Source organism: Variovorax sp. PBS-H4 (assembly GCF_901827205.1).
In the GTDB taxonomy this organism is placed as follows: Bacteria; Pseudomonadota; Gammaproteobacteria; order Burkholderiales; family Burkholderiaceae_C; genus Variovorax.
The window spans coordinates 3,606,861-3,627,762 of record NZ_LR594675.1 but is presented as its reverse complement, the minus strand read 5'-3'; the positions used below and the strand labels follow the sequence as shown (position 1 = coordinate 3,627,762).

18 protein-coding genes and 1 pseudogene are annotated in these 20,902 nt (G+C 64.8%); 17 read left to right on the top strand and 2 right to left on the bottom strand.

Translation table 11 applies throughout. The features are described 5' to 3' along the window. Positions 1-13 precede the first annotated feature (13 nt). On the bottom strand, positions 14-745 hold the full coding sequence (locus E5CHR_RS17145; RefSeq protein ID WP_232062091.1) for an extracellular solute-binding protein: 732 nt from the start codon (positions 743-745) through the stop codon (positions 14-16). A 92-nt stretch (positions 746-837) separates the two neighbouring features. Next, a pseudogene (locus tag E5CHR_RS31810) lies at positions 838-993 on the bottom strand (ABC transporter substrate-binding protein); the annotation flags it as partial. Between the two features lie 75 nt (positions 994-1,068). Between E5CHR_RS31810 and E5CHR_RS17140 the strand changes: the two are divergent. From E5CHR_RS17140 to E5CHR_RS17060, 17 genes are all read left to right on the top strand, one after another. Next, positions 1,069-2,004: a LysR family transcriptional regulator gene (locus E5CHR_RS17140; RefSeq protein ID WP_232062090.1), complete on the top strand. Its 936-nt coding sequence runs from the start codon at positions 1,069-1,071 to the stop codon at positions 2,002-2,004. A gap of 292 nt (positions 2,005-2,296) precedes the next feature. Further along, positions 2,297-3,775, top strand: coding sequence for an aldehyde dehydrogenase (locus tag E5CHR_RS17135; protein ID WP_162580962.1), 1,479 nt, complete (start codon positions 2,297-2,299; stop codon positions 3,773-3,775). Positions 3,776-3,798: 23 nt separating this feature from the next. Then, positions 3,799-5,271, top strand: coding sequence for an FAD-dependent tricarballylate dehydrogenase TcuA (gene tcuA, locus E5CHR_RS17130; protein ID WP_162580961.1), 1,473 nt, complete (start codon positions 3,799-3,801; stop codon positions 5,269-5,271). A gap of 104 nt (positions 5,272-5,375) precedes the next feature. Then, positions 5,376-6,398 carry a Bug family tripartite tricarboxylate transporter substrate binding protein gene (locus E5CHR_RS17125; RefSeq protein WP_162580960.1) on the top strand — a complete coding sequence of 341 codons (1,023 nt, stop codon included), beginning with the start codon at positions 5,376-5,378 and terminating at the stop codon, positions 6,396-6,398. Between the two features lie 73 nt (positions 6,399-6,471). Beyond that, entirely contained in the window at positions 6,472-7,404 is a 933-nt protein-coding gene (locus E5CHR_RS17120) for a LysR family transcriptional regulator (RefSeq protein WP_162580959.1), read from the top strand. Positions 7,405-8,132: 728 nt separating this feature from the next. Continuing rightward, on the top strand, positions 8,133-8,741 hold the full coding sequence (locus tag E5CHR_RS17115; RefSeq protein ID WP_162583762.1) for an SRPBCC family protein: 609 nt from the start codon (positions 8,133-8,135) through the stop codon (positions 8,739-8,741). 10 nt (positions 8,742-8,751) lie between these two features. Further along, a complete protein-coding gene (locus tag E5CHR_RS17110) occupies positions 8,752-9,627 on the top strand; it encodes an FAD binding domain-containing protein (protein WP_162580958.1) in 876 nt (291 codons plus the stop codon). Continuing rightward, positions 9,624-10,121 (top strand): (2Fe-2S)-binding protein, encoded by a 498-nt coding sequence (locus E5CHR_RS17105; protein ID WP_162580957.1) that lies wholly within the window; start codon positions 9,624-9,626, stop codon positions 10,119-10,121. Before E5CHR_RS17110 ends, E5CHR_RS17105 begins: the two co-directional genes overlap by 4 nt. Positions 10,122-10,266: 145 nt before the next feature. Beyond that, positions 10,267-12,501, top strand: coding sequence for a xanthine dehydrogenase family protein molybdopterin-binding subunit (locus tag E5CHR_RS17100; protein ID WP_232062089.1), 2,235 nt, complete (start codon positions 10,267-10,269; stop codon positions 12,499-12,501). Next, positions 12,498-13,283 (top strand): enoyl-CoA hydratase/isomerase family protein, encoded by a 786-nt coding sequence (locus E5CHR_RS17095; RefSeq protein WP_162580955.1) that lies wholly within the window; start codon positions 12,498-12,500, stop codon positions 13,281-13,283. Before E5CHR_RS17100 ends, E5CHR_RS17095 begins: the two co-directional genes overlap by 4 nt. A 22-nt stretch (positions 13,284-13,305) precedes the next feature. After that, positions 13,306-14,664, top strand: a complete 1,359-nt coding sequence (locus tag E5CHR_RS17090; RefSeq protein ID WP_162580954.1) for an aromatic ring-hydroxylating oxygenase subunit alpha — start codon at positions 13,306-13,308, stop codon at positions 14,662-14,664. Then, positions 14,661-15,155 carry an aromatic-ring-hydroxylating dioxygenase subunit beta gene (locus E5CHR_RS17085; protein WP_162580953.1) on the top strand — a complete coding sequence of 165 codons (495 nt, stop codon included), beginning with the start codon at positions 14,661-14,663 and terminating at the stop codon, positions 15,153-15,155. Before E5CHR_RS17090 ends, E5CHR_RS17085 begins: the two co-directional genes overlap by 4 nt. Beyond that, positions 15,139-16,179, top strand: a complete 1,041-nt coding sequence (locus E5CHR_RS17080; RefSeq protein ID WP_162580952.1) for a 2Fe-2S iron-sulfur cluster binding domain-containing protein — start codon at positions 15,139-15,141, stop codon at positions 16,177-16,179. The genes E5CHR_RS17085 and E5CHR_RS17080 overlap by 17 nt, the downstream gene beginning before the upstream one ends. Before the next feature lie 8 nt (positions 16,180-16,187). Then, on the top strand, positions 16,188-16,499 hold the full coding sequence (locus tag E5CHR_RS17075) for a non-heme iron oxygenase ferredoxin subunit (protein WP_162580951.1): 312 nt from the start codon (positions 16,188-16,190) through the stop codon (positions 16,497-16,499). 31 nt (positions 16,500-16,530) lie between these two features. After that, positions 16,531-17,511, top strand: coding sequence for a Bug family tripartite tricarboxylate transporter substrate binding protein (locus E5CHR_RS17070; RefSeq protein WP_162580950.1), 981 nt, complete (start codon positions 16,531-16,533; stop codon positions 17,509-17,511). Positions 17,512-17,590: 79 nt separating this feature from the next. Next, a complete protein-coding gene (locus tag E5CHR_RS17065) occupies positions 17,591-19,042 on the top strand; it encodes an aldehyde dehydrogenase (protein ID WP_232062088.1) in 1,452 nt (483 codons plus the stop codon). Positions 19,043-19,052: 10 nt separating this feature from the next. Continuing rightward, the gene (locus E5CHR_RS17060) at positions 19,053-20,834 is read left to right on the top strand and encodes a thiamine pyrophosphate-binding protein (RefSeq protein WP_162580949.1); all 1,782 of its coding nucleotides are present in this window, start codon (positions 19,053-19,055) and stop codon (positions 20,832-20,834) included. Positions 20,835-20,902: the final 68 nt, after the last annotated feature.

Sequence of the window (20,902 nt, the reverse complement as noted above, 5' to 3'; positions counted from 1 at the left end):
GGTGGCCGGCGGATCAGCGAGCGCCGACGAGCTGCCGCCAACGTGCAATGAACGCTGCGCGATCGGCGCTCATGCGTGCGTCATCCAGCGCGACGACCTTGATCGTCGGCAGGGCCGGCAGGTCCGAGAGCTTGCTCACGTCGACATCCGCACGCAGCGGACGCCGATAGGCGGTCTTGAAGATCTCGGTCTGCGCCGGGCGCGATGCGAGGAATTCGTAGAGCGTGCGAGCGTCCTCCGGGTTCTTGCCGCCCTTGATGAGCGCCATCCCTTCGGGCGACAGAAAGGTGCCTTCGGCGGGATAGACCAACCGGACTTCCTTCAGGCCGCCGGCCACGTACTCGTAGGCCGCATATTCCATGGTCACCGCAACGGCGAACTCACCTTTGGCAACGCCCTCGTAGGCCGCCGAGGTGGTGCCCACGATCACCGCGTTGCGCGCGATCTTCTCCAGTGCGGCATCGCCCAGCACTTGCTGGAGACCGTAGAGCGCGACGTACGAAGCGCTGCTGCGCTCCGGGTCGGGAATGACGATCTTGCCTTTCCACTTGGGATCGGCGAGATCCGCCCAACCGCTGGGCGGCTGGCCGTTCGGGACCTGGCGCAGGTTGGCCATCAGCACGGTGACGTGCGTATTCGTCCCAAGCCACAGCCCGTCAGGCCCGCGATAGGCAGCTGGCACCGCGCTTGCCTGCGGCGACGCGTAGGGCGCGAGCTGCTCCCGGAACTCGCTGATCGTCGACAAGCCGCCCGACCAGAAAATGTCGCCCAGGGATTGGCCGCCTCTGCCTTGATGCGCTGCATCAGCGCGCCTGTGCCGGCACGGACCACCGACACCTTGATGTCGGGATGGCGCTTCGTGAACTGATCGACCACCGCATTGACGGTCTCCACATTGTTCGAGGAGTAAAGGACGACGTTGCCTGCAGCGGCAGCGAAGAACCAAAGCACTCCAAAAATGAGGAATGCTGATAGCTTCAAGGACTTGCGCATCATATTTTTGACTTCCAAACAGCGGGTTTGTGACGGAAATCATCTTATGCACGCTCAATTTAGGCGCAAGCTTCGTTGCGTGACAGTATTCTGATAGGTGATGTGATGGTGAGTAAAACTCATACTGGACCTGGCGACATTCCGCTTCTGGCGGTGCGTGCATTCGTCGCTGTGGGGCGCCAGGGAAGCTTTACCCGAGCGGGCGCGGCACTCGGCGTGACGCAGGGTGCCGTGAGCCGCCATGTGGCGACGCTCGAAGCCTTCGCCGGCACACGCCTGTTCATACGCCGTGGCGCCACTTCGGACTTCACGCCCGCAGGCATGCAGCTCTACGAAGCGCTCAAAGACGCGATGTCCACCATTGAGATCACCATGCAGTTGCTGGTGCAGAAGGCAAGCCAGCACGACCGGCTCAAGGTGAGAACGTCGATGCCGAGTTTTGCCATGACCGTCGTCGTTCCTTCGCTGGGCGCCTACTCTGCGCGGCACGGCGTGCAGATCGACCTGATCACCAGTCTTGCACCACCGCAGCCCTCGGACGACTTCGATGTGCTGATCACTCGCGACCTGAGCCTGGCCGGCACCGAGAGCTGGGAGCTGGCTCAAGAGGAATTGGTCTGCGTGGGATCACCGTCGCTGGTCGCGGCGCATCACAGCCGAGCCAAAAGTGCCTGGCCGATGGTCGCCGCCAGGTCACGGCCGGAGATGCTTGCCGTCTGGGCCATTGCGGCGGGCATTCCTTCCGACCAGCTCCATGTCGTTGCGACTTACGACCACCTCTTCCTTGCCGTCTCCGCTGCGGTCGGCGGAACAGGGTTTCTTGTGACACCGAAATTGTTGGTTCTAGACCAACTGAGCGCTGGCAACCTTCAACTCGCCGATCAAGGAGCCGTGAGTTCGGGCGCGAGTTATGTGGCCTACGTGAATTCCCATAGCGCACACACACAGGCGGCAAGAGAGTTCTGCCGTTGGTTGAAGGGTTTGCTCCGAGAACGGTTGTCAAGGAAGTGACGCAGACCGCCAAGCCCGAGCTGGGTGCCCGCACCAGTCGGTTTGTCACTGAGTTCAAGGGAAAAGACGAAGTGGCCGGACATGTCCTCGTACATCAGCGGTCCTTCCAGTAGCCACCCGCCCCGTCTTCATCGATGAAGAAACCTCATCATGAGGACACGACTAATCGTTTGTCGCGCTCTGCCCTAGCTGGGAAACTGCCTGCAACCGGGACGCTGAGGAGCGCGCATCGCGCACCGTTCGCAAGACGCCCGGCTCCCTCTTTCAGCCTTTCAAAGATAACGGAGCGCACATGCAGCAGTACAAACTCTTTATCGACAACCAGTGGCAGAACCCTGACGCGGAGGAGTGGTTCGATTCCCTCGACCCGTTTTCGGGGGAGCCCTGGGCGCGGATTCCCCGGGGCAATGCCAAGGACATCGATCGTGCCGTACAGGCCGGCGCTGCGGCCATGGTCGGGCCTTGGGGCAGTATGTCGGCCACGCAGCGCGGCATGTTGTTGCACAAACTCGGCGAGCTCATCGAAGCCAATCTCGACCGCTTGACCGAAGCTGAAGCGCGCGACAACGGCAAGCTGCGAACCGAGGTGCGTGGCCAGGTGTCGTACATGGCCAAGTACTTCTACTACTACGGCGGCCTGGCCGACAAGATCCAGGGCGCGGTGATTCCGATGGACAAGCCCAAGGTGTTCAACTACACCCGCTACGAGCCTGTTGGTGTGGTTGGCACCATCACGCCGTGGAACTCGTCGCTGCTGCTCACAGCCTGGAAGGTTGCCCCGGCGCTGGCGGCGGGCAACGTGATCATCGCCAAGCCATCCGAACACACCTCGGTTTCGCTGCTGGAACTCGCCAGCCTGTTTGCCGAGGCCGGATTCCCGCCCGGTGTGTTCAACGTAGTGACCGGTTTCGGCAAGGACGTGGGCGAACCGCTGGTGGAACATCCCGGAGTGGCCTGCATAGCGTTCACCGGCGGTGACGAAGGTGGGCGCCGCGTCAGTGTGGCGGCGGCCAAGCATTTCAAGCGCGTGACCCTGGAGCTCGGTGGCAAATCGCCGAACATCGTGTTCGACGACGCGGACCTGACCCGCGCCGCCAACGGCGTCATCACGGGCATCTTCTCTGCCGGCGGGCAGACCTGCATGGCCGGTTCGCGGCTGCTGCTGCAGGAAAACATTCACGACGAGTTCGTCGAACGTCTGGTGGCGATTGCCTCCAAGGCGAAGCTCGGTGATCCCTCGCGTGCCGACGTGCAAGTGGGGCCGGTGGCCACCCGGCCGCAGTTCGACAAGGTGGTGAGCTACATCGACATCGCCAAGGCCGAAGGCGCGAAGTGTGTGCTGGGCGGGAACGTGCGCAGCGGGCCGGAGTTCGGCGCGGGCCAGTTCGTCGAGCCCACCATTTTCACCGGCGTGAACAATCACATGCGGATCGCGCAGGAAGAGGTTTTCGGCCCGGTGTTGTCGGTGCTGAAGTTCAAGGACGAGCAAGAGGCGGTGCAGATCGGCAACGACATCCGCTTCGGCCTGGCCGCCGGTGTTTGGACCCAGAGTCTGCACCGCGCGATGTTCATGTCCGAGCGGCTCAAGGCCGGCACGGTGTGGATCAACAATTACCGCTCGACTAGTTTCACCACGCCTTTCGGCGGCTTCAAGGACAGCGGGTTGGGGCGTGAGGGCGGCGTGGAGGCTGTGAAGGAGTTCCTCGAAGTCAAAAGTGTCTGGATTTCCACCGACCTCGACATGCCAGATCCATTCGTCCGGAAATACTGAACCGACGCGGCGGAGACGGAGACATGAGCGAAAACAATCAAGTCCCGGAACATTGCGACGTGCTCGTCATCGGGTGCGGCGTCTCTGGCTTGAGCGCGGCGGTGGCCGCGGGGGCTGCCGGTGCATCGGTGATCGTGCTGGAGCGAGCGACACCCGACGAATTCGGCGGCAACACGCGTTGGACCGAGTCCTATTTCCGGATGAAGGACGAAGATTCCGTCAGCGACGATTTCGAGGAACTGCTGGTGGCCAATGCCGGCCACCACCTCGACCCGAACATCATCCAGCATGCTGCTTCGGCCTACGAAGACTGGCCGCCCTACGTCAAGGCGCACGGCATGCCGGACCCGGAGCTGATTTCCACGCTGGCCGCCGGCGCCGGCCCGACCGTGCAGTGGCTCAAGACCTTCGGCGTGCGTTTCGCGGCGCTGCCGACCTATTTCGTCACGGCGGCGGCACCGCGGCTGATGCCCGTCGGCGGGGGCCTGGCGCTGATCGAGGCGCTGCGCGACGAAGCCGTGCGCACTGGCGTCGAGATCCGGTACGAGACCACGGCCCAGGCGCTTCTGCGCGACGATGGCCAGGGCCAGGTCGTGGTGGACACCTATGGCTCGGACGGGCGCTTGCGCCGCATCCAGGCATTGTCGGTGGTGCTGGCCACCGGCGGCTTCGAAGGCAACCCGGAAATGCTCACCCGCTACATCGGCCCGGAGGCGCGGTACCTGCGCCCTGTGGCCCGCGGCGGCTACTACAACAAGGGTGAAGGCATTCGCATGGCGCTCGATGCCGGTGCGGCTCCGGCCGGTGATTTCGGCTCGTACCACGCCGAGCCGATGGACCCGCGTTCGGCGCAGGTCGAGCCCCTGGTCATGAGTTTTTCGTACGGGATCCTGGTTAATCGCGAGGGGCGGCGTTTCGTCGACGAGGCGCCGGGCCCGATCGACGTTCACTACGACCACATCTCGCGTGCGATCAAGAACCAGCCCGATGGCATCGCCTATATGGTCTACGACCAGCGCATCCACGATGTGCCGAACTGGAAGAAGGGCATCCGCACCGACCAGCCACCGCTTCAGGCTGGCACGCTGCGCGAGCTAGCGGTGGCCTGCGGCATTTCCGAATCGGGCCTGCAGGGAACCGTCGATGCCTTCAACGCGGCCTGTGGCCAAGGCGAGTTTTCTCCTCTGAAGGTCGACGGCCTCGGCACCACCGGTATCGAGCCCCGCAAATCGAATTGGGCGCGACCCATTGAACAAGGGCCGTTCTGCGCCTATCCGGTGATGTCGGGCGTCTGCTTCACCTACGGCGGGGTGAAGACCAACCGGCTCGCCCAGGTGATCGACAACGACGGCCGTCCGATTCGTGGCCTGTACGCAGCGGGCGAGGCGGCGGGGTTGTATTACCAGGTCTACACCGGCGCTACTTCGGTACTGCGGGGGGCCGTTTTCGGAAAGATCGCTGGTGAACACGCCGCGCTTCGGGCCATGCCGCCCTGATCTTCGGCGCGGTGCGTTGCTTTACTGCTGCCGATTTTTTTAAGGCTTCGCGCAGACCGGCGCGTTACCGCCTGCTGTTCCGTTCGAATTTGAAGGAGACCAACATGATTTCTGACACCACATTCATTTCCTCCCGTCAGACCGGGCCGCTAGTGGCCCACCGCTGGCTCCGGCGCACGCTGGCCGTGGCGGTCGGCATGGCGCTCGCTTCGGGCAGCTTCGCCGCCCAGCCGACCTGGACCCCGCCGGGCACGGTGCACCTCGTCGTGCCTTATGCACCGGGTGGCGGCACCGACGTGTTGGCCCGCATGGTGGCCAACCAGATCGGCAGTTCGCTGGGCCAACCCCTGATCGTGGAGAACCGGCCCGGGGTGAATGGCATTCTGGGCGCCAACTACGTGTTTGCGGCGCCACCGAATGGCACCACGCTGCTGTTCGCCGCGGCGGACTTCATCTCGGTCTCTCCCCACATCTACAAGAAGGTCATCAAGTTCGATCCGAACGGGTTCAAGCCGGTGGCGCTGGTCGGCAAGATGGGTTTTGTGCTGGCATCGAGATCGTCCAACGAGGTCAAGAACGTGGCGGAGTTCATCACCCAGGCCAAGTCGCGCGAGATCAGCTACGCGCACTGGGGGCCGGGCAGCATGGCGCAGATGGGCATGGAGCTGCTGCGCACCAAGGTCGAGGGCACGAAGGCCCTGCCAGTACCGTACGCGGGGGCCGCGCCGGTGATGGCCGCGGTGATGGCGGGCGACGTTGAATACGGCTTCGTGCCGACCCCGTTGGCCATGGGTAGCCGCTCCAAGATCAAGCTGCTGGCCTCGGGTTCGCCGGAGCGGTTTGCGGGTTTGAGCGATGTGCCCACACTCGCCGAGCTGGGCTACAAGGTTGATGCCGACACCTGGTTCGGTGTGCTCGCGCCGCCGAATACGCCACAGCCCGTCATCGACGCGCTGCAGGCCCAGGTCGACAAGGTGGTGAAGGACCCGGCGTTCCGTGCCCGCTTGGCAGAGATCGGCTACACCCCGTCCAACATCGAGCCCGCCGCGTTTGGCGCCTTCGTGCATGCGGAGAACACGCGCTGGGGCGCGGTGGTCAAGGCGGCGAACATCACGGTGGACGAATAGGCTGGTTAGTGAATCGTTGCCGCCGGCTCGGGTTGGTCAAGAATGCAGGTCCGACCGCACCAACCCGTCGTCCATGAAACGCAAGATCCCCAGCACCGTTGCCCTATGTCTTTTCGAAGCGGCCGCGCGCCACGAGAGTTTTGCGCGCGCCGCGGCGGAGGTATTTCTGACGGAGAGCGCGGTGAGCCGGCAGATCGCGGTGCTCGAGCAGTATCTTGGCGTGAAGCTGTTCAGCCGCGTGAAGAAGCAGGTCATCCTCACCGATGCGGGCCGCCTGTACAGCCGCAATATCCGCGGCAGCCTGGACGAGATCGAGATGCACACCAAGTCGCTGATCGAATCCAAAGGGGCCGGCGGCGTGCTGGAGCTGGCCGTCATCCCCACGTTCGCCAGCCGCTGGCTGCTGCCGAGGCTCAACGACTTCCTGGCGAAGCATCCGGACATTACGGTCAATCTGTCCGAAAAGGCAGACCCCTTTAGCTTTCACGGTACCAACTTCGATGCCGCACTGCATTTCGACGACCCGGTGTGGGATAGTGCGGAGAAGGTGCAGCTGTTCGAGGAAGAAGTGGTGCCGGTGCTGAGCCCGCAGCACTTCGAACTGGCCAAGTTCAGAACCGCCCCCAGGCTGCTGGCCCTCCCGCTGCTGCACAAGCGCACCCGGCCTGAAGCCTGGCAACGCTGGTTCCAAGCCGCGGGTTGTTCCGCCACCGTGTCGGCGCCGGCCATGCGTTTCGAGCTCTACGCCATGGTCATCGATGCGGCGCGCGCAGGCCTCGGCGTGGGACTGGTGCCGCGGTTCTATGTGCAGGAGGACATCGAACGCGGGGTGCTGGCGATTCCCATGGACGTGAGCCTGAAACACGAAAAGCGCTACTGCTTCGTTTATCCCGAGCACAAACGCGACTCCCCTGTGGTCCAGGCGTTCAGCCGCTGGGTCTCCGGCATGGCCATGGAGTTCAGCGCCGTAGCCAGGCCGGTGCAGAAATCCCGAAGACAGGCGTGACTGCGCCATTGCGTGAAACGAATGTGTCCGTACGCCTATTGCATGCACGGCCCCGCATAGGTCCATACGCTTCCTGGCATCCGCTGGTATCGGCAACACTGCCCTCAACGTGCGGAGTGAATGGCGCCGGCACGGCGCCCTGGGCAGCAGCAGGCTCGCCTGGACCACGACGCGATAGACGCGTTGCGATGGGAGCAGCGCCTCCCTTGTCTCACGCGGCAGCGGCCGCGCGATGACATCAGGATCGAGGATCTGTCGATCACTGCGCATGCGTGCTGCCGAGTCCAACGGGCGAGGTCGAATGAAGCCAGGAAGCCTGGGACGCACGGAGCCTCCGCGCGCCAGCGGCGTCATATGCCATCTGCTCAAGCGCCAGCCAGCGCCGCCCGGCCTGTTCGATGCGGCCTGCCGTCTGCGCACCGATCGAACCAGGCGGAGGCTGTATGCACCGTCGACCGTACTTCGCCGTGCAGTGCGCCCGCCGCAAGGCCAACTGCTTCGCTGTTGGTCCGTGCGCGGCCGCAGCACCCCGCCTTTTGTCCGCGTCTCAACCCAACAGCAAAGGCTGGGCAGGGGTAAACACTGATGCGACAGCGCGACGGCGCATCTAAAGTTTGTCCAGTGATAACTTATTCCATTCAACGAGAACAAAATGGCGCAGCAAGGCTGGCGGCCAAGATGTTCGATCTGCAAGGACAAGCTCGCGTCGCAACGGGCAAGGTGGCCGCATGGCATTGACGATCTGCTCATCCTTCTCTCTCGATGCACCCAAAGAAGAGGCATGGCGCCTGTTGACAGACATCGAACGGGCCGCGCCCTGCTTTCCGGGCGCCCAGCTGTTGAACCGCAACGAGGACGGCTCTTGGAAGGCCAACTTCGTCGTGAAGCTCGGCCCCATGTCGTTCAGCTTTGCGGGGCGCTTCCTGATCACCGAAGCCGACGCCGAGCGCGGCCATCTGATGATCAAGGCGCAAGGCTCCGACACCAAAGGGCGGGGCGGCGCGAATGCGACGGTGGACGTCGAGCTTTCGGGCGGCGACTCACGCACGGAGGTCAACCTGACCTCGACGGTCGATCTCTCCGGCGCTGTCGCGCAGTTCGGGCGCGGCGCCGGGATGATCGAAGCGCTTTCGCGCCAGCTCGTCGACCAATTCGCGATAAACCTGCGGCGTGCGCTGCCGGCGCGTGGCACGGCCACTGCCAATGTGGCGTCGCCCGGCGTCTCGGCCGCGCAATCGCTTGACGGCACAGCACTGCTTGGCAACGCGATGCTCGCGGCCTTCAAGGCCTGGCTCCGCCGGCTGTTCGGCCGCCACGATTCGCCGCGTTCGAACTGAAGGGGCGCCGGTGAAACCCTGCAATTTCGAATACCACGCACCTCGCACGGTCGATGAGGCCATACAGCTCGCCTCGACCCTCGAGAACTCGAAGCTACTCGCAGGCGGGCAGACGCTGATGCCGATGCTCAACTTCCGCTTCGCGCAGCCCGACCACGTGATCGACCTGAACAACATCCGCGAGCTGCAGGGCATAGCCGTGTCCGGCAACACTTTGCGTATCGGTGCAATGACACGCCAGCGGGACATCCAGCAGTCAGCCGAAGTGAGGGCCGCCGCGCCGCTGATCCCCGAGGCCTACACCTTCGTAAGCCATCCGCAGATCCGCAACCGCGGCACCCTGGGTGGCAGCCTGTGCCACCTGGACCCGGCGTCCGAGCAGCCTTGCTTTCTGGCAGCGCAGGGCGCGAGCCTGCACGTGCAAGGACCCTCGGGGCGGCGATCGGTGCCCATCGCCGACTGGACGCTTGCCTACATGACGCCGCAGATCGAACCCGAGGAGATTCTTGTGCACATCGAATGCGACTTGTGGCCCAAGGGGCACGGCTGGGCTTTCACCGAGTTCGCGCGGCGGCAGGGCGACTACGCCATCGTCGGAGTCGCGGCCCTGGCTGCGTGTGACGACCGGCGGCGCATTTCAGCGATCTCCGTCGCGCTGTGCGGCTTGGCGGCCGGCCCGGTGCGGCTGCACGGCTTCGAAGAGCAGGCCGTGGGCCAGCCGGCGGACGACGCGATCATTGGCGCGTCCGAAGCGGCCGCCCGTGCGGTTGAGGCTATGGCTGACGCGCATGTGTCTTCCGACTATCGACAGCACCTGGCTGGCGTGCTCGCCGGGCGAGCGGTGCGCACCGCATTCCAACGCATGTCGCACGCGGAGAAGGCATGAGCGTCCACACCATTCGTTGCGAGATCAACGGCAAGCCGTGCGAGCTGCGCACCGAAGGCCGGCGAACACTGGGCGACTTGCTGCGGCACGACGCGGGCCTGACCGGCACCCATTACGGCTGCGAGCATGGCGTCTGCGGCGCGTGCACCATCCTCTTCGATGGGCGTACCGCGCGGTCCTGCCTGACGCTTGCCGTCCAGGCCGATGGGCACGCCATCACCACCGTCGAAGGCATGGGCAATCCGGACGGCAGCCTGTCCATCCTGCAGCAGGCCTTCCACGAGTGCCACGCGTTGCAATGCGGCTTCTGCACGCCGGGCATGCTGGCCACTCTGACCGAACTGCTGCGCGACAAGCCCGACCCCACCGAAGCGGAGATTCGCGATGCGCTCACCGGCAACCTGTGCCGTTGCACGGGGTACCAGCCCATCGTTGAAGCCGCGCTGCTGGCCGCCAAGCGCTACCGCGAGGCCAAGGCCACCGCTTCGGCTTAAGGAAAAATACGTGGACCACTCAGACGCAGAAAAGATCGCGAAGCACGCCTACATCGGGCGGCCAGTGCGTCGCACTGAAGACAGGCAGCTGCTGCAAGGCAAGGGCGCCTTCGTCGACGACCTGAAGATCCCGGGCATCCTGCACATGGCGGTGCTGCGCAGCCCACACGCGCACGCTCGGATCGTGAGTATCGATACGGCTGGAGCGCGCGCGCTGCCCGGCGTGCACCTTGTGCACACGGAAGCCGATCTGCCTGAATCGGCACGGCAGCCCATGCCCATCCTGGTGCCCAACCCCGCGATTCGTCAGCTCCGCGCGCAGCGCGTGCTCGCACAAGGCGAGGTCTGTGCTGTGGGCGACCCCATCGCGTTCGTCGTGGCCGAGAACCGCTACATCGCCGAGGACGCGTGCGAGCGCATTGAGGTTGCGTACGAAGAGCTGCCCGTGGCGGCCAATGCCCTGGACGCACTGAAGGCCGGCGCGCCAACTGCGCATCTGGATGCGCCAGACAACCTTGCTGCACACGTGACGATGGGCTTCGGCGACGTGGCCGCCGCGTTCGAAGGCCCGTGCATCTCTGTAAAGGAGACGTTTTGGCAGAACCGCGGGTCCGCGCATCCCATGGAGACTCGAGGATACCTGGCCGAGCTTCATCCATCCACGGACGAACTGACAGTGTGGTCGTCGGGCCAGGCCCCACACCTCGAGAAGAAGAGCCTGGTGGAGCTGCTGGCTTGGAATCCTGAAAAGCTCCGCGTGGTTATGAATGACGTTGGCGGTGGCTTCGGGCCCAAGGCCATGTTCTACCCTGAGGAGGCGATGGTGTGCGTCGCCGCCTGCGCGCTGCAGCGCCCGGTGAAGTGGATAGAAGACCGGCGCGAACACTTCCTGACAGCCACACAGGAGCGCGATCAGTGGTGGACCATTGAAATGGGATTCGAGAGCGACGGGCGCATCCGCGGCGTGCGGCTGGAGATGGTGCACGACAACGGCGCGTGGCTGCCCTGGGGAATCATCATGCCGTGGATCTCGGTGACCACGACCCCTGGCCCGTACCAGGTGCCTGCGATGTCAGTGGACCTCAAGGTGGTGTTCACGAACAAGGGTCCTACAAGCCCGGTGCGCGGCGCTGGCCGGCCGCAGGCCGTGTTCGCGATGGAGCGCATCCTCGACTTGGGAGCGCGGCGCCTGGGATTGGACCGCGCGGAGCTGAGGCGGCGCAATTTCATCCAACCGGAGCAGATGCCGTACGAGGTTGGCTTCATCTACCGCGACGGCAAGCCGATGCGTTACGACAGCGGCGAATATCCGGCCACTCAGGCGGCGGCAATGGAGCGCGCCGGCTATGCCGGCTTCGCGGAACGCCAGCGCAAGGCGCGGCAGGAAGGCCGCTTCATCGGCATCGGCCTCGCCAATTACGTCGAAGGAACGGGCCTCGGGCCTTTCGAGGGCGCGACCGTGCGCGTGCAGCAGAATGGTCGCGTGGCCGTGCTGACGGGCGCATCGCCGCAAGGGCAGGGACATAAGACCACCTTCGCGCAGATCTGCGCGGATCAGTTGAACCTTCCGCTAGAGCAGATCGACGTGGTCACCGCCGACACCGGCGCCGTCTCCATGGGCATCGGCACTTTCGCCAGCCGCATCACCGTAACTGCGGGCAACTCGGTCTACCTGGCATCGCGGACTGTGCGTGCGCGCATCCTAAGTTTGGCGGCATTCTTGATGGCCTGCGATGCGGCGCAACTGGAGCTTGCGAACGGCCAAGTCACGCTTATTGGCGACCCGTCGAAGGCAACAAGCCTGGCGGAGCTCGCACGCGTTTCACAGGGAATGCCAGGCTTCTCCATGCCCGACGGCATGATGGCGGGTCTGGAAGACACCCAGTACTTCTCGCCGGCACAGAGCACCTTCTGTAATGGGACGGCCGTCGTAGAACTCGAGGTGGACGCCGAGATCGGGCAGATCCGCATCCTCAACTACGTGATGGCCCACGATTGCGGGAACCTGATCAATCCCATGATCGTGGACGGCCAGATTCAGGGCGCCGTGGCGCACGGAATCGGCAATGCCACGCTCGAGTGGATGCAGTACGACGACAACGGCCAGCCACTCACCACCAACTTCGGCGAGTACCTGCTGCCCATGGCGACGGACGTGCCGCAGGTGCAGGCGGTGCATCTGGAAACGCCCAGCCCGCTGAACCCGCTGGGCGTAAAGGGTGCAGGCGAGGGCGGAACCATTCCCGCCGCGGCGGCCATCATCAGCGCGATGGAAAACGCATTGGCCGAATACGGCGTGAGCTTCACCCACTCTCCGCTGGTGCCAGAGCAGGTCTGGTCGCAACTGCGCAATGCCGAGGCCGGCCAGGTGCAGGCATGACAGTGGAACACAACAGAGTGGCGACCGCGGCAAACAGCGGGATCTGTTTGGAAACCATCGGCGGTGAGGCCAGGCTCACCTTGTGCCGGCCGGAGCTCGGCAACGCGCTGCGCATCGAAGACATCGTGGCGGCAACCCGCGCGATCGAAGAGGCGGGCCGCATGCCCGGGGTCAAGGTGCTTCGGCTGTACGCGCAAGGCGCGAGCTTCTGCGTGGGGCGGGCCGCTGAAGCTGGCGCCAGGCCCTCGCTTGCGCCCGAGTCCATCCGCGGCGGCCTGGTACAACCCATCCTCGATCTCTACCGCGCGATCCACTTGCTCGACATCATCTCGGTGGCGCAGGTGCAGGGCGATGCGCACGGCCTGGGCTGCGCGCTGATGGCGGCCTGCGATCTGGCGGTCGCTGCATCCAGTGCCATGTTCTCGCTGCCCGAGATGCACAAGGACCTGCCGCCCACACTGGCGCTGTCCGCGGTCCTGCCCAACGTCCATCCCAAGGCTGCCGCGAGTCTCGTGCTCGCCGCCCGGACGCTGGACGCTCGCGAGGCGCTTGCCGTAGGGCTCATCAGCGAGATGGTGGAGGCGTCGGCACTGCAGCAGCGCGTTGATGAGATCGTGACCCATACCGTCGCCCGGCATCCCGTGGCGATCAAGGCCGTAAAGCGCTACCTGCGGGCCGCAGGCACACCGACTTACCACACGAACGCGGAACTGGCGGCGAGCCTCCTCAGCAGCGCCATGTCGGATATCCGCGCGGACATCCAAAAATCCACGAACACCTGAACCTGCACCCGGAGTATTAGCAATGAACCAACTCAAGCCCGTGGAGGCCTACGTGGATGACCGTCCAAAAGACGGCGTGTTCCAGGTCCACTCGGACATCTTCGCCGACCCCAGGATCTTCGAACTGGAGCAGAAGCAGATCTTCGGCAAGACCTGGTGCTTCCTGGCGCTGGAAAGCCAGCTGCCGAAGCCCAATGACTACATCGCCACCTACATCGGCACCACGCCCATACTGGTGATGAGAGATGGCAAAGGCCGGCTGGGGGCCTTTCTCAACATCTGCCGCCACAAGGGCGCGGTGTTGTGCCGCAAGGAAAGCGGCAACACCAAGTTCGTGGTGTGCAATTACCACGGCTGGGCTTACACCACGGCGGGAAAGAGCGCGGACATCAAGGACGTGCAAGGTGGCTGCTATCCGCCGAGTTTCGAGACTGATGACCACGACCTCATTCCGGTCGCGAAGATGGAGGTCTACAAGGGCCTGATCTTCGGCTGCCTCTCGCCCGACGTGAGCCCGCTTACCGAGCACCTGGGTGAGCTGCGCACATTCCTGGATTTCGCGATGGAGCAGGGACCACAGGGCATGGAGTTCATCCCGGGCCGCATCACGTACACGTTCAATGCCAACTGGAAGCTCCAGATGGACAACGGCACGGACTTCTACCACCTGACGTCCACGCACCCGAGCTTCATGGAGGTGGTGCAGCGCCGCGAGAACGAGAACGCGGGCAATGTTGAGGCCAAGATGTTCGACTGGTCCAAACGGCTCACGCAGCAAGGCGGCATGTTCGGCTTCGCCAACGGTCACACGATGGTATGGCTGAACCAGCCGCAGCCCGAGCGCCGTCCGGTGTATTCGCGGCTGGGCGAGGTGCGCGAGCGCCTGGGTGACGCGGCTGCCGAATGGATGCTGAAGCTGCGCAACATCACGGTGTTCCCCAACATGCAGATTGCCGACGCGACCTCGCTGCTGCTGCGCACCTTCCGTCCCATCGCTCCGAACAAGACCGAGATGCGCGTGTACTGCATGGCGCCCATTGGCGAGGATCCAGAGGTGCGCGCGTTCCGTCTGCGGCAGTTCGAGGACTTCTTCAACGTGAGCGGCTTCGCGACACCAGACGACACGACCGTCTACGAGGATTGCCAGATCGGCTTCGCCGCCGGCAGCGGCGGTTGGATGCAGGGCTACCAGCGCGGCATGGGTGCGACGGTCAAGGGACCCAGCGACGCTGCGCGTGCCCTCGGGGCCAATCCCGAGTACAGCGTGGAAGGGCCGTGGGCCATTCAGAACGAGACCTGCTTCCACCCCACCTACCGCCAGTGGGCGCGGCTCATGAGCCCGGTCCTTGGAAGCTCTGCAACGACGGAGGACACGCTGTGATCGCCCTCAAGGACGTGGCTCAGGAGGTCTTGCACAAGGAGGCGGTATTCCTGGACGACCAGCGCTGGGACGACTGGCTCGCGCTGTACACGCCCGACTGCGAATACTGGGCGCCCACCTGGCGCACGGAGGACGAGCTGACGAACGACCCGCGCTCGCAGATCTCGCACGTTTACTACGCCTCGCGCGCGGGTCTGGAAGACCGTATCGTGCGCATCCGCTCGGGCAAGTCGCCGGCTTCGACGCCTATGCGGCGCACGGCCCACGTCCTGGGCCCGGTGATGCTGGAAGATGGCGCAACCGACTCGACGCTGGCGGTGCGGGCCACATGGGTCACGCACGTGTTCGACCCGCGGCACCGCGAGCAGTTCACCTTCTTCGGCTCGAGCGAGTACACGTTGCGGCGCGAAGGTGAGTGGAAGATCAGCCGCAAGATGATCCTGGTTAAGAACGACTATTTCCCCGCGGTGGTGGATGTCTACTGCTTCTGACGCCGTGAACGCCGCCGACCCTTTGCACTTGATCGAAGTCGCGGATGGCCCGAGCTTTCCTCAGGCCGCGGGCGACCGCATACTGCGCGCGGCGCGGCGGGCCGCCATCGGCTTCCCCTACGAGTGCAACTCGGGCAGCTGCGGCGTGTGCCGCTTCGAGCTGCTGAAGGGCTCCGTTGAGGTAGCCTGGCCCGAAGCGCCGGCCTGGAGCGATCGCGACCGACGCAAGGGCCGCTACCTGGGCTGCCAGACGAGTGCCACGAGCGACTGCGTGATCAAGGTGTTGACGGCACCGGTCGAAGTGGAGTTGACGGCGCCGCGGCGGCTAGGCGCGCGGCTGGTGGCGTCGCGGCCGCTTACGCACGACATGACGTCCATCATGCTCGCGACGGCGGGCGCCGCGGCCTCCTTCCTGCCAGGCCAGTACGCGGTGGTCTCCACTTCGGGGGCGGCGGCGGGCAGGTGCTATTCGATGGCAAATCTGCCCAACGAGCAAGGCCTCTGGGAGTTCATTGTCAAGCGCGTTCCTGGGGGCAAAGAAAGCGGCAACTTCGTGGACGCGGGACTGGGCACGGAATTCGTCGTCGATGGTCCCTACGGCCACGCCTACTTCCGGCACGAAGACCCGTCGGACATCGCCTGCATCGCCGGCGGATCGGGCTTCGCGCCCATGCTGTCCATCGCGCGCGCCGCCCATGCGTCGGGCCATCGCGTGCACTTCTTCTACGGTGGGCGCCGGCCGCACGACATGAACTGCGTTGCGGAACTGCATTCGCTGGCGAGCTTCGGCCGGACCCTCCACCTCCATTCGGCAATATCCGCGGCCGTGGAGCGGGAAGACGATGCTTGGGTCGGCGACCGCGGCTTGCTGCCCGCCGTGCTCGAGACGCGCTTGGCGCCCGAGTTTTCGAGGCTGCGCTTCTATGCCGCCGGCGCGCCCCCGCTGATGGCGGCGCTCGAGGACCTGCTCGTCACCCGCTCCGGTGTGTCGCCGGATCGGATCCATTTCGACCGCTTTGCATGAATCCAGCCATGAGCAACTTCAAACCCGCATGCCCCCTCGCCGACCTTCCGCCGGGCAACGTCCGATGGTGCAGCGTGGAGGGCCGCGACTTGGCGCTCTACAACGTGGCAGGCGAAGTCTTCGCCAGCCAGGACCAATGCTCGCACGGCAGCACCTCGCTGTCGGAGGGCGAACTCGACGGCTACGAGATCGAGTGCCCCTTGCATCACGGGAGTTTCGACATCCGCACCGGCGCCCCCGTGGCGCTGCCGTGCATCAAAGCCATCCAGGTGTTTCCGGTCAAGGTTGAGGACGGCGAGATCTCCGTCGCGCTGGACTGAACACCAAACCCTACTTTAAGGAGACAAAACCATGCAGCTCACTCGCCGGAAAGCAACAGGCGCCATTTTGCTGGCCAGCGTCGCCCCCTGGCTCGCGACATCGGCCGGGGCGCAGCAATTTCACCCTACCAAGACCGTGCGCATCATTGTTCCCTACGTGCCCGGCGGCGTGCCTGACCTGCTTGCGCGGCAGATCGCCAGGGAACTGGGTGTTCTGTGGAAGCAAACCGTGATTGTGGAGAACCGCGCCGGTGCCGCTGGCGCCATCGGCGCGGAGAACCTCGCACGTGCACCGGGCGACGGCTTCTCCTTTCTGGTAGCCGACGATGGCGCGCTCATCTCTGCGCCGCTGCTCAAGGCCAAGTCGTCCTATGACCCCGAAAACGACATCGTGCCGCTGGGTTCGGTTGGCGCTTCACCCTACGTCATCCTTGGCGCTCCGGAGTCGCCACCGCTGCAGCAGCTGTTCGGGCGCGCGAAAGCCCAGCCTGGTTCGGTGGACTACGCGACCAACGGCGTCGGCGGCCCCCACCACCAGATGTGGGAGCGTTGGCAGGAGCAGTTGGGCATCAAGCTCAACCAGGTCCCTTACAACGGCACGTTGCCTGCGCTGCAGGATCTGGCCGCTGGCCGCGTCGCACTGATGGCCGCCACGCCGTCCAGTGCGCTGGCGCTGCTGCAGGCCGGGCGAGTCAATCCGCTTGCTGCGGTGTCGAAGACGCGCTTCCCCTTCCTGCCGAATGTGCCCACTGTCGGCGAACTGGGCTATGGGAACTTGGAAGGCGTAGCTTGGTACTGCTTCATGGCGCCGGGCAGCATGCCCACAGAACTGCGGGAGAAGATCGGCGCTGACCTGCGCACGGTGCTCCGTTCCCCAACCTACATTGCCGCGCTGGAGGCGCGGCACAACATTCAACTGGTGTTGAACGGCAAGGAAGCCGCCGAGCGCATGTCGCGCGAACGCGCTCAGGCCAAGGCCATGTTCAAGCGCCTGAGCATTGAGCCCACCTGACCCGCCCAAACCCCTTTGTTCAATCAACCAAACGGCCCGGCGCGCGCCTGGCCAAGGAGCAAGCATGCATACGGAAAAGATGTATATCGACGGCCAATGGGTGGACGCCTCAGACGGAGGCACTCTTGACAGCCTGAATCCCTACACCGGTGAGGTGTGGGCCCAGGTGCCAAACGCGACCGCGGCCGACGTCGCCAAGGCAGTCGAAGCGGCGCGGCGCGCATTCGACGATGGCGAGTGGCGTCACACCACGCCTCAGCATCGCGCGCGCTTGATGCGCCGGCTGGCCGAGCTCATCACCAAGAATGCAGAGGAATTGGCCCGCATCGAATCGACCGATAACGGCAAGCTGTACCGCGAGATGCTCGCGCAGTGGCGCTACATGCCCGAGTGGTTCTACTATTACGCGGGTCTGGCGGTATCGGAGCAGGGGCGCATGCTGGCCAGCGATAAGCCGAACTTCATGGCCTTCACCCGCAAGGAGCCACTTGGGGTGGTTGCGGCTATCACGCCGTGGAACTCCCCGGCTTTCCTGATGAACTGGAAGCTGGCCCCCGCGCTGGCGGCGGGCTGCACCTTCGTCGTCAAACCCTCGGAGCACACGCCCGTGTCGAGCCTGGCGTTCGCCCGGCTGGTTGAGGAGGCAGGCTTTCCCAAAGGCGTGTTCAACGTGCTATCGGGTGGGCCGGAAGTGGGGAAGTTTCTTTCGGAAAGCACGCGCATCGACAAGATCGCGTTCACCGGCTCCGACGGCGTCGGCAAGGCAATTGCCCAGGTGGCTGCCAAGAACCTGACTCGCGTGGGTCTCGAGTTGGGCGGCAAGTCGCCGCAGGTCGTGTTTGACGATTGCGACGTGGCGGTCACCGCGCACGGGATCATCTCGGGCATCTTCGCCGCCACGGGGCAGTCCTGCATGGCCGGCTCGCGGCTGATTGTGCAAAAAGGTGCCAAGGCGCAGCTGATCGAGAAGATCCTGGAGCGCGTGAAGACGATCAAGCTGGGCGACCCCATGCAGCCGGAGACCGAAATGGGCCCGGCCGCGACCAAGCCGCAGTTCGACAAGGTGATGTCCATGCTGGAAGCCGCCAAGAAGCAGGGCGCCCGCGTGGTCTGCGGCGCCAAGCCCGCAGAGATCGGCGGCTACTTCATCGAGCCGACCATCCTCGACCAAGTGCGGCCCGACATGACGATCTTCCAGGACGAAGTTTTCGGCCCAGTGCTGTCGGTCCTGGAATTCGAGACCGAGGAAGAGGCGGTCCGCCTGGCCAACGACACCCGCTACGGCCTGGCAGCAGGGGTGTGGACGCTGAACGTGCAGAAAGCGCATCGCGTCGCGGCTCAGATCCGCGCTGGATCCGTGTGGATCAACGCGTATCGCACGCTGGCGCCCTATGCGCCGTTTGGCGGCTACGGCCAGAGCGGCATTGGGCGCGAGAACGGACCCGAAGGACTGGCGGAATACCAGGAGACCAAGACTGTGTGGATCGAGACGAGCGGCAAGTCGCGCGACCCTTTCACGATCGGGCTGTAAGGACAAACAGATGACCTTCGAAGCGATCGAAAAGCCCGAGGGCGAACGCGCCGCGATGAGCTGGACAAGCGACGTCGCCGCCGAGATGCTCAAGAGGCTGGGCATCGAGTACATCGCACTGAACCCGGGAGCAAGCTATCGTGGCTTGCACGACAGCCTGGTGAACTACCTGGGCAACCGCAACCCCCAGATGCTGCTGTGCCTGAACGAGGACCATGTGCTGTCCATCGCCCACGGCTACGCCAAGGCCAGCGACAAGATGATGGCCTGCGCGCTGCACAGCAACGTGGGGCTGATGCACGGCCTCATGGGCATCTTCAATGCCTGGTGCGACCGCGTGCCCATGCTGATCTTAGGTGCGACGGGGCCGGTAGCCGTGGAGAAGCGCCGGCCCTGGATCGATTGGATCCACACGACGAAGGACCAGGGCGCGCTGCTGCGGCACTTCACCAAATGGGATGACGAACCGCGCTCGGCCCCGTCGATCGTGGAAGGCATGCTGCGTGCGGCCCAGTTGAGCCTCACGCCGCCCTGCGCGCCCACCTACGTGTGCCTCGATTCGGGCCTGCAGGAGGAAGCCCTCACCAAGGAAGTCGCCATCCCCGACGTGAGCCGCTACGCTCCAATGCAGGCGCCCGGCGCCACCGCCGCGCAGCTGGAAAGGGCGGCTTCGATCCTGCTGGAAAGCCGCAGCCCCGTGCTGCTGATGGGGCGCGGCGAGCGCGGCACCGATGCGTGGGCGCGGCGCGTGCGCTTTGCAGAGCTGTTGGGCGCCCGCGTGCTGACCTCGATCCGCGAACGCGCGATATTCCCCACCGCTCACCCGCTGCATGCGGCGCCGCCCATCCAGTGGATGTCGCCGCAGGTCAAGGCGATCGTTGCAAGTGCGGACACCCTGGTGGGCCTGGATTGGCCCGAGCTGAATGGCACTTTGCTGCAGGTGTCTCGGGACACCGGCTCGGTGTGCGACTCGATCATCAACGTGACGATGGACAGTACGCTGCATAACGGCTGGAGCATGGACTACTTCGGACTGCCGCCGGTGGACCTCGCGATCATGTCCACCGCCGACACCTTCATTGGGCAACTGCTGCCCATCATCGAAGCCCGCACGGGGGGCCAGCCGCGCTGGAAGGCAGGAGGCGGCAAGGTGGAACATGCGCCGCAATACAGCGAGAGCGCCGACATCGAATTGCAGCCGCGCGACGTCGAGGTGGCGCTCGCGAAGCTGCGGGGTCGTCACGAGTTCACCCTGGCGCACGTGCCGCTCGGCTGGGCGGGCGACGTTTTTCACTTCCGGCATCCGCTCGACTTTCTCGGTCACGACGGCGGCGGTGGCATCGGGGCTGGGCCGGGCCTCACCGTGGGCGCGGCGCTGGCGCTGCGCGGCACGGGACGGATCGTGCTCGGCATTCTGGGCGACGGCGATTTCATCCAGGGCGCCACTGCGCTGTGGACGGCTGCGCACTATGAGATCCCGGCGCTCTTCATCATCTCGAACAACCGCTCCAACTTCAATGACGAGGTGCACCAGGAAGCCGTGGCGAAGATGCGCGGCCGCGAGGTCGACAATCGATGGATCGGCCAGCGCATCGACAACCCCAAGGTCGATCTGTGCGCGCTGGCCAAGGCGCAGGGCGTTGCCTCGTCGCGACCCGTTGGCACCGCAGCGGAGCTCGAGGCGGAAATTGCACGCGGCCTCGACGTCGTGGCCGGCGGCCAGCCCTACCTCATCGACGCGCGAGTGGCGACGGGGTATGCCAATCCGCCGCTGTCGCGTGGCGCGGACTGAAGGAGACAACCATCCCCACCGGCGCAAACGCAGCATCGCCCATAACGAGGTACCAGAGGCTCGCCCTG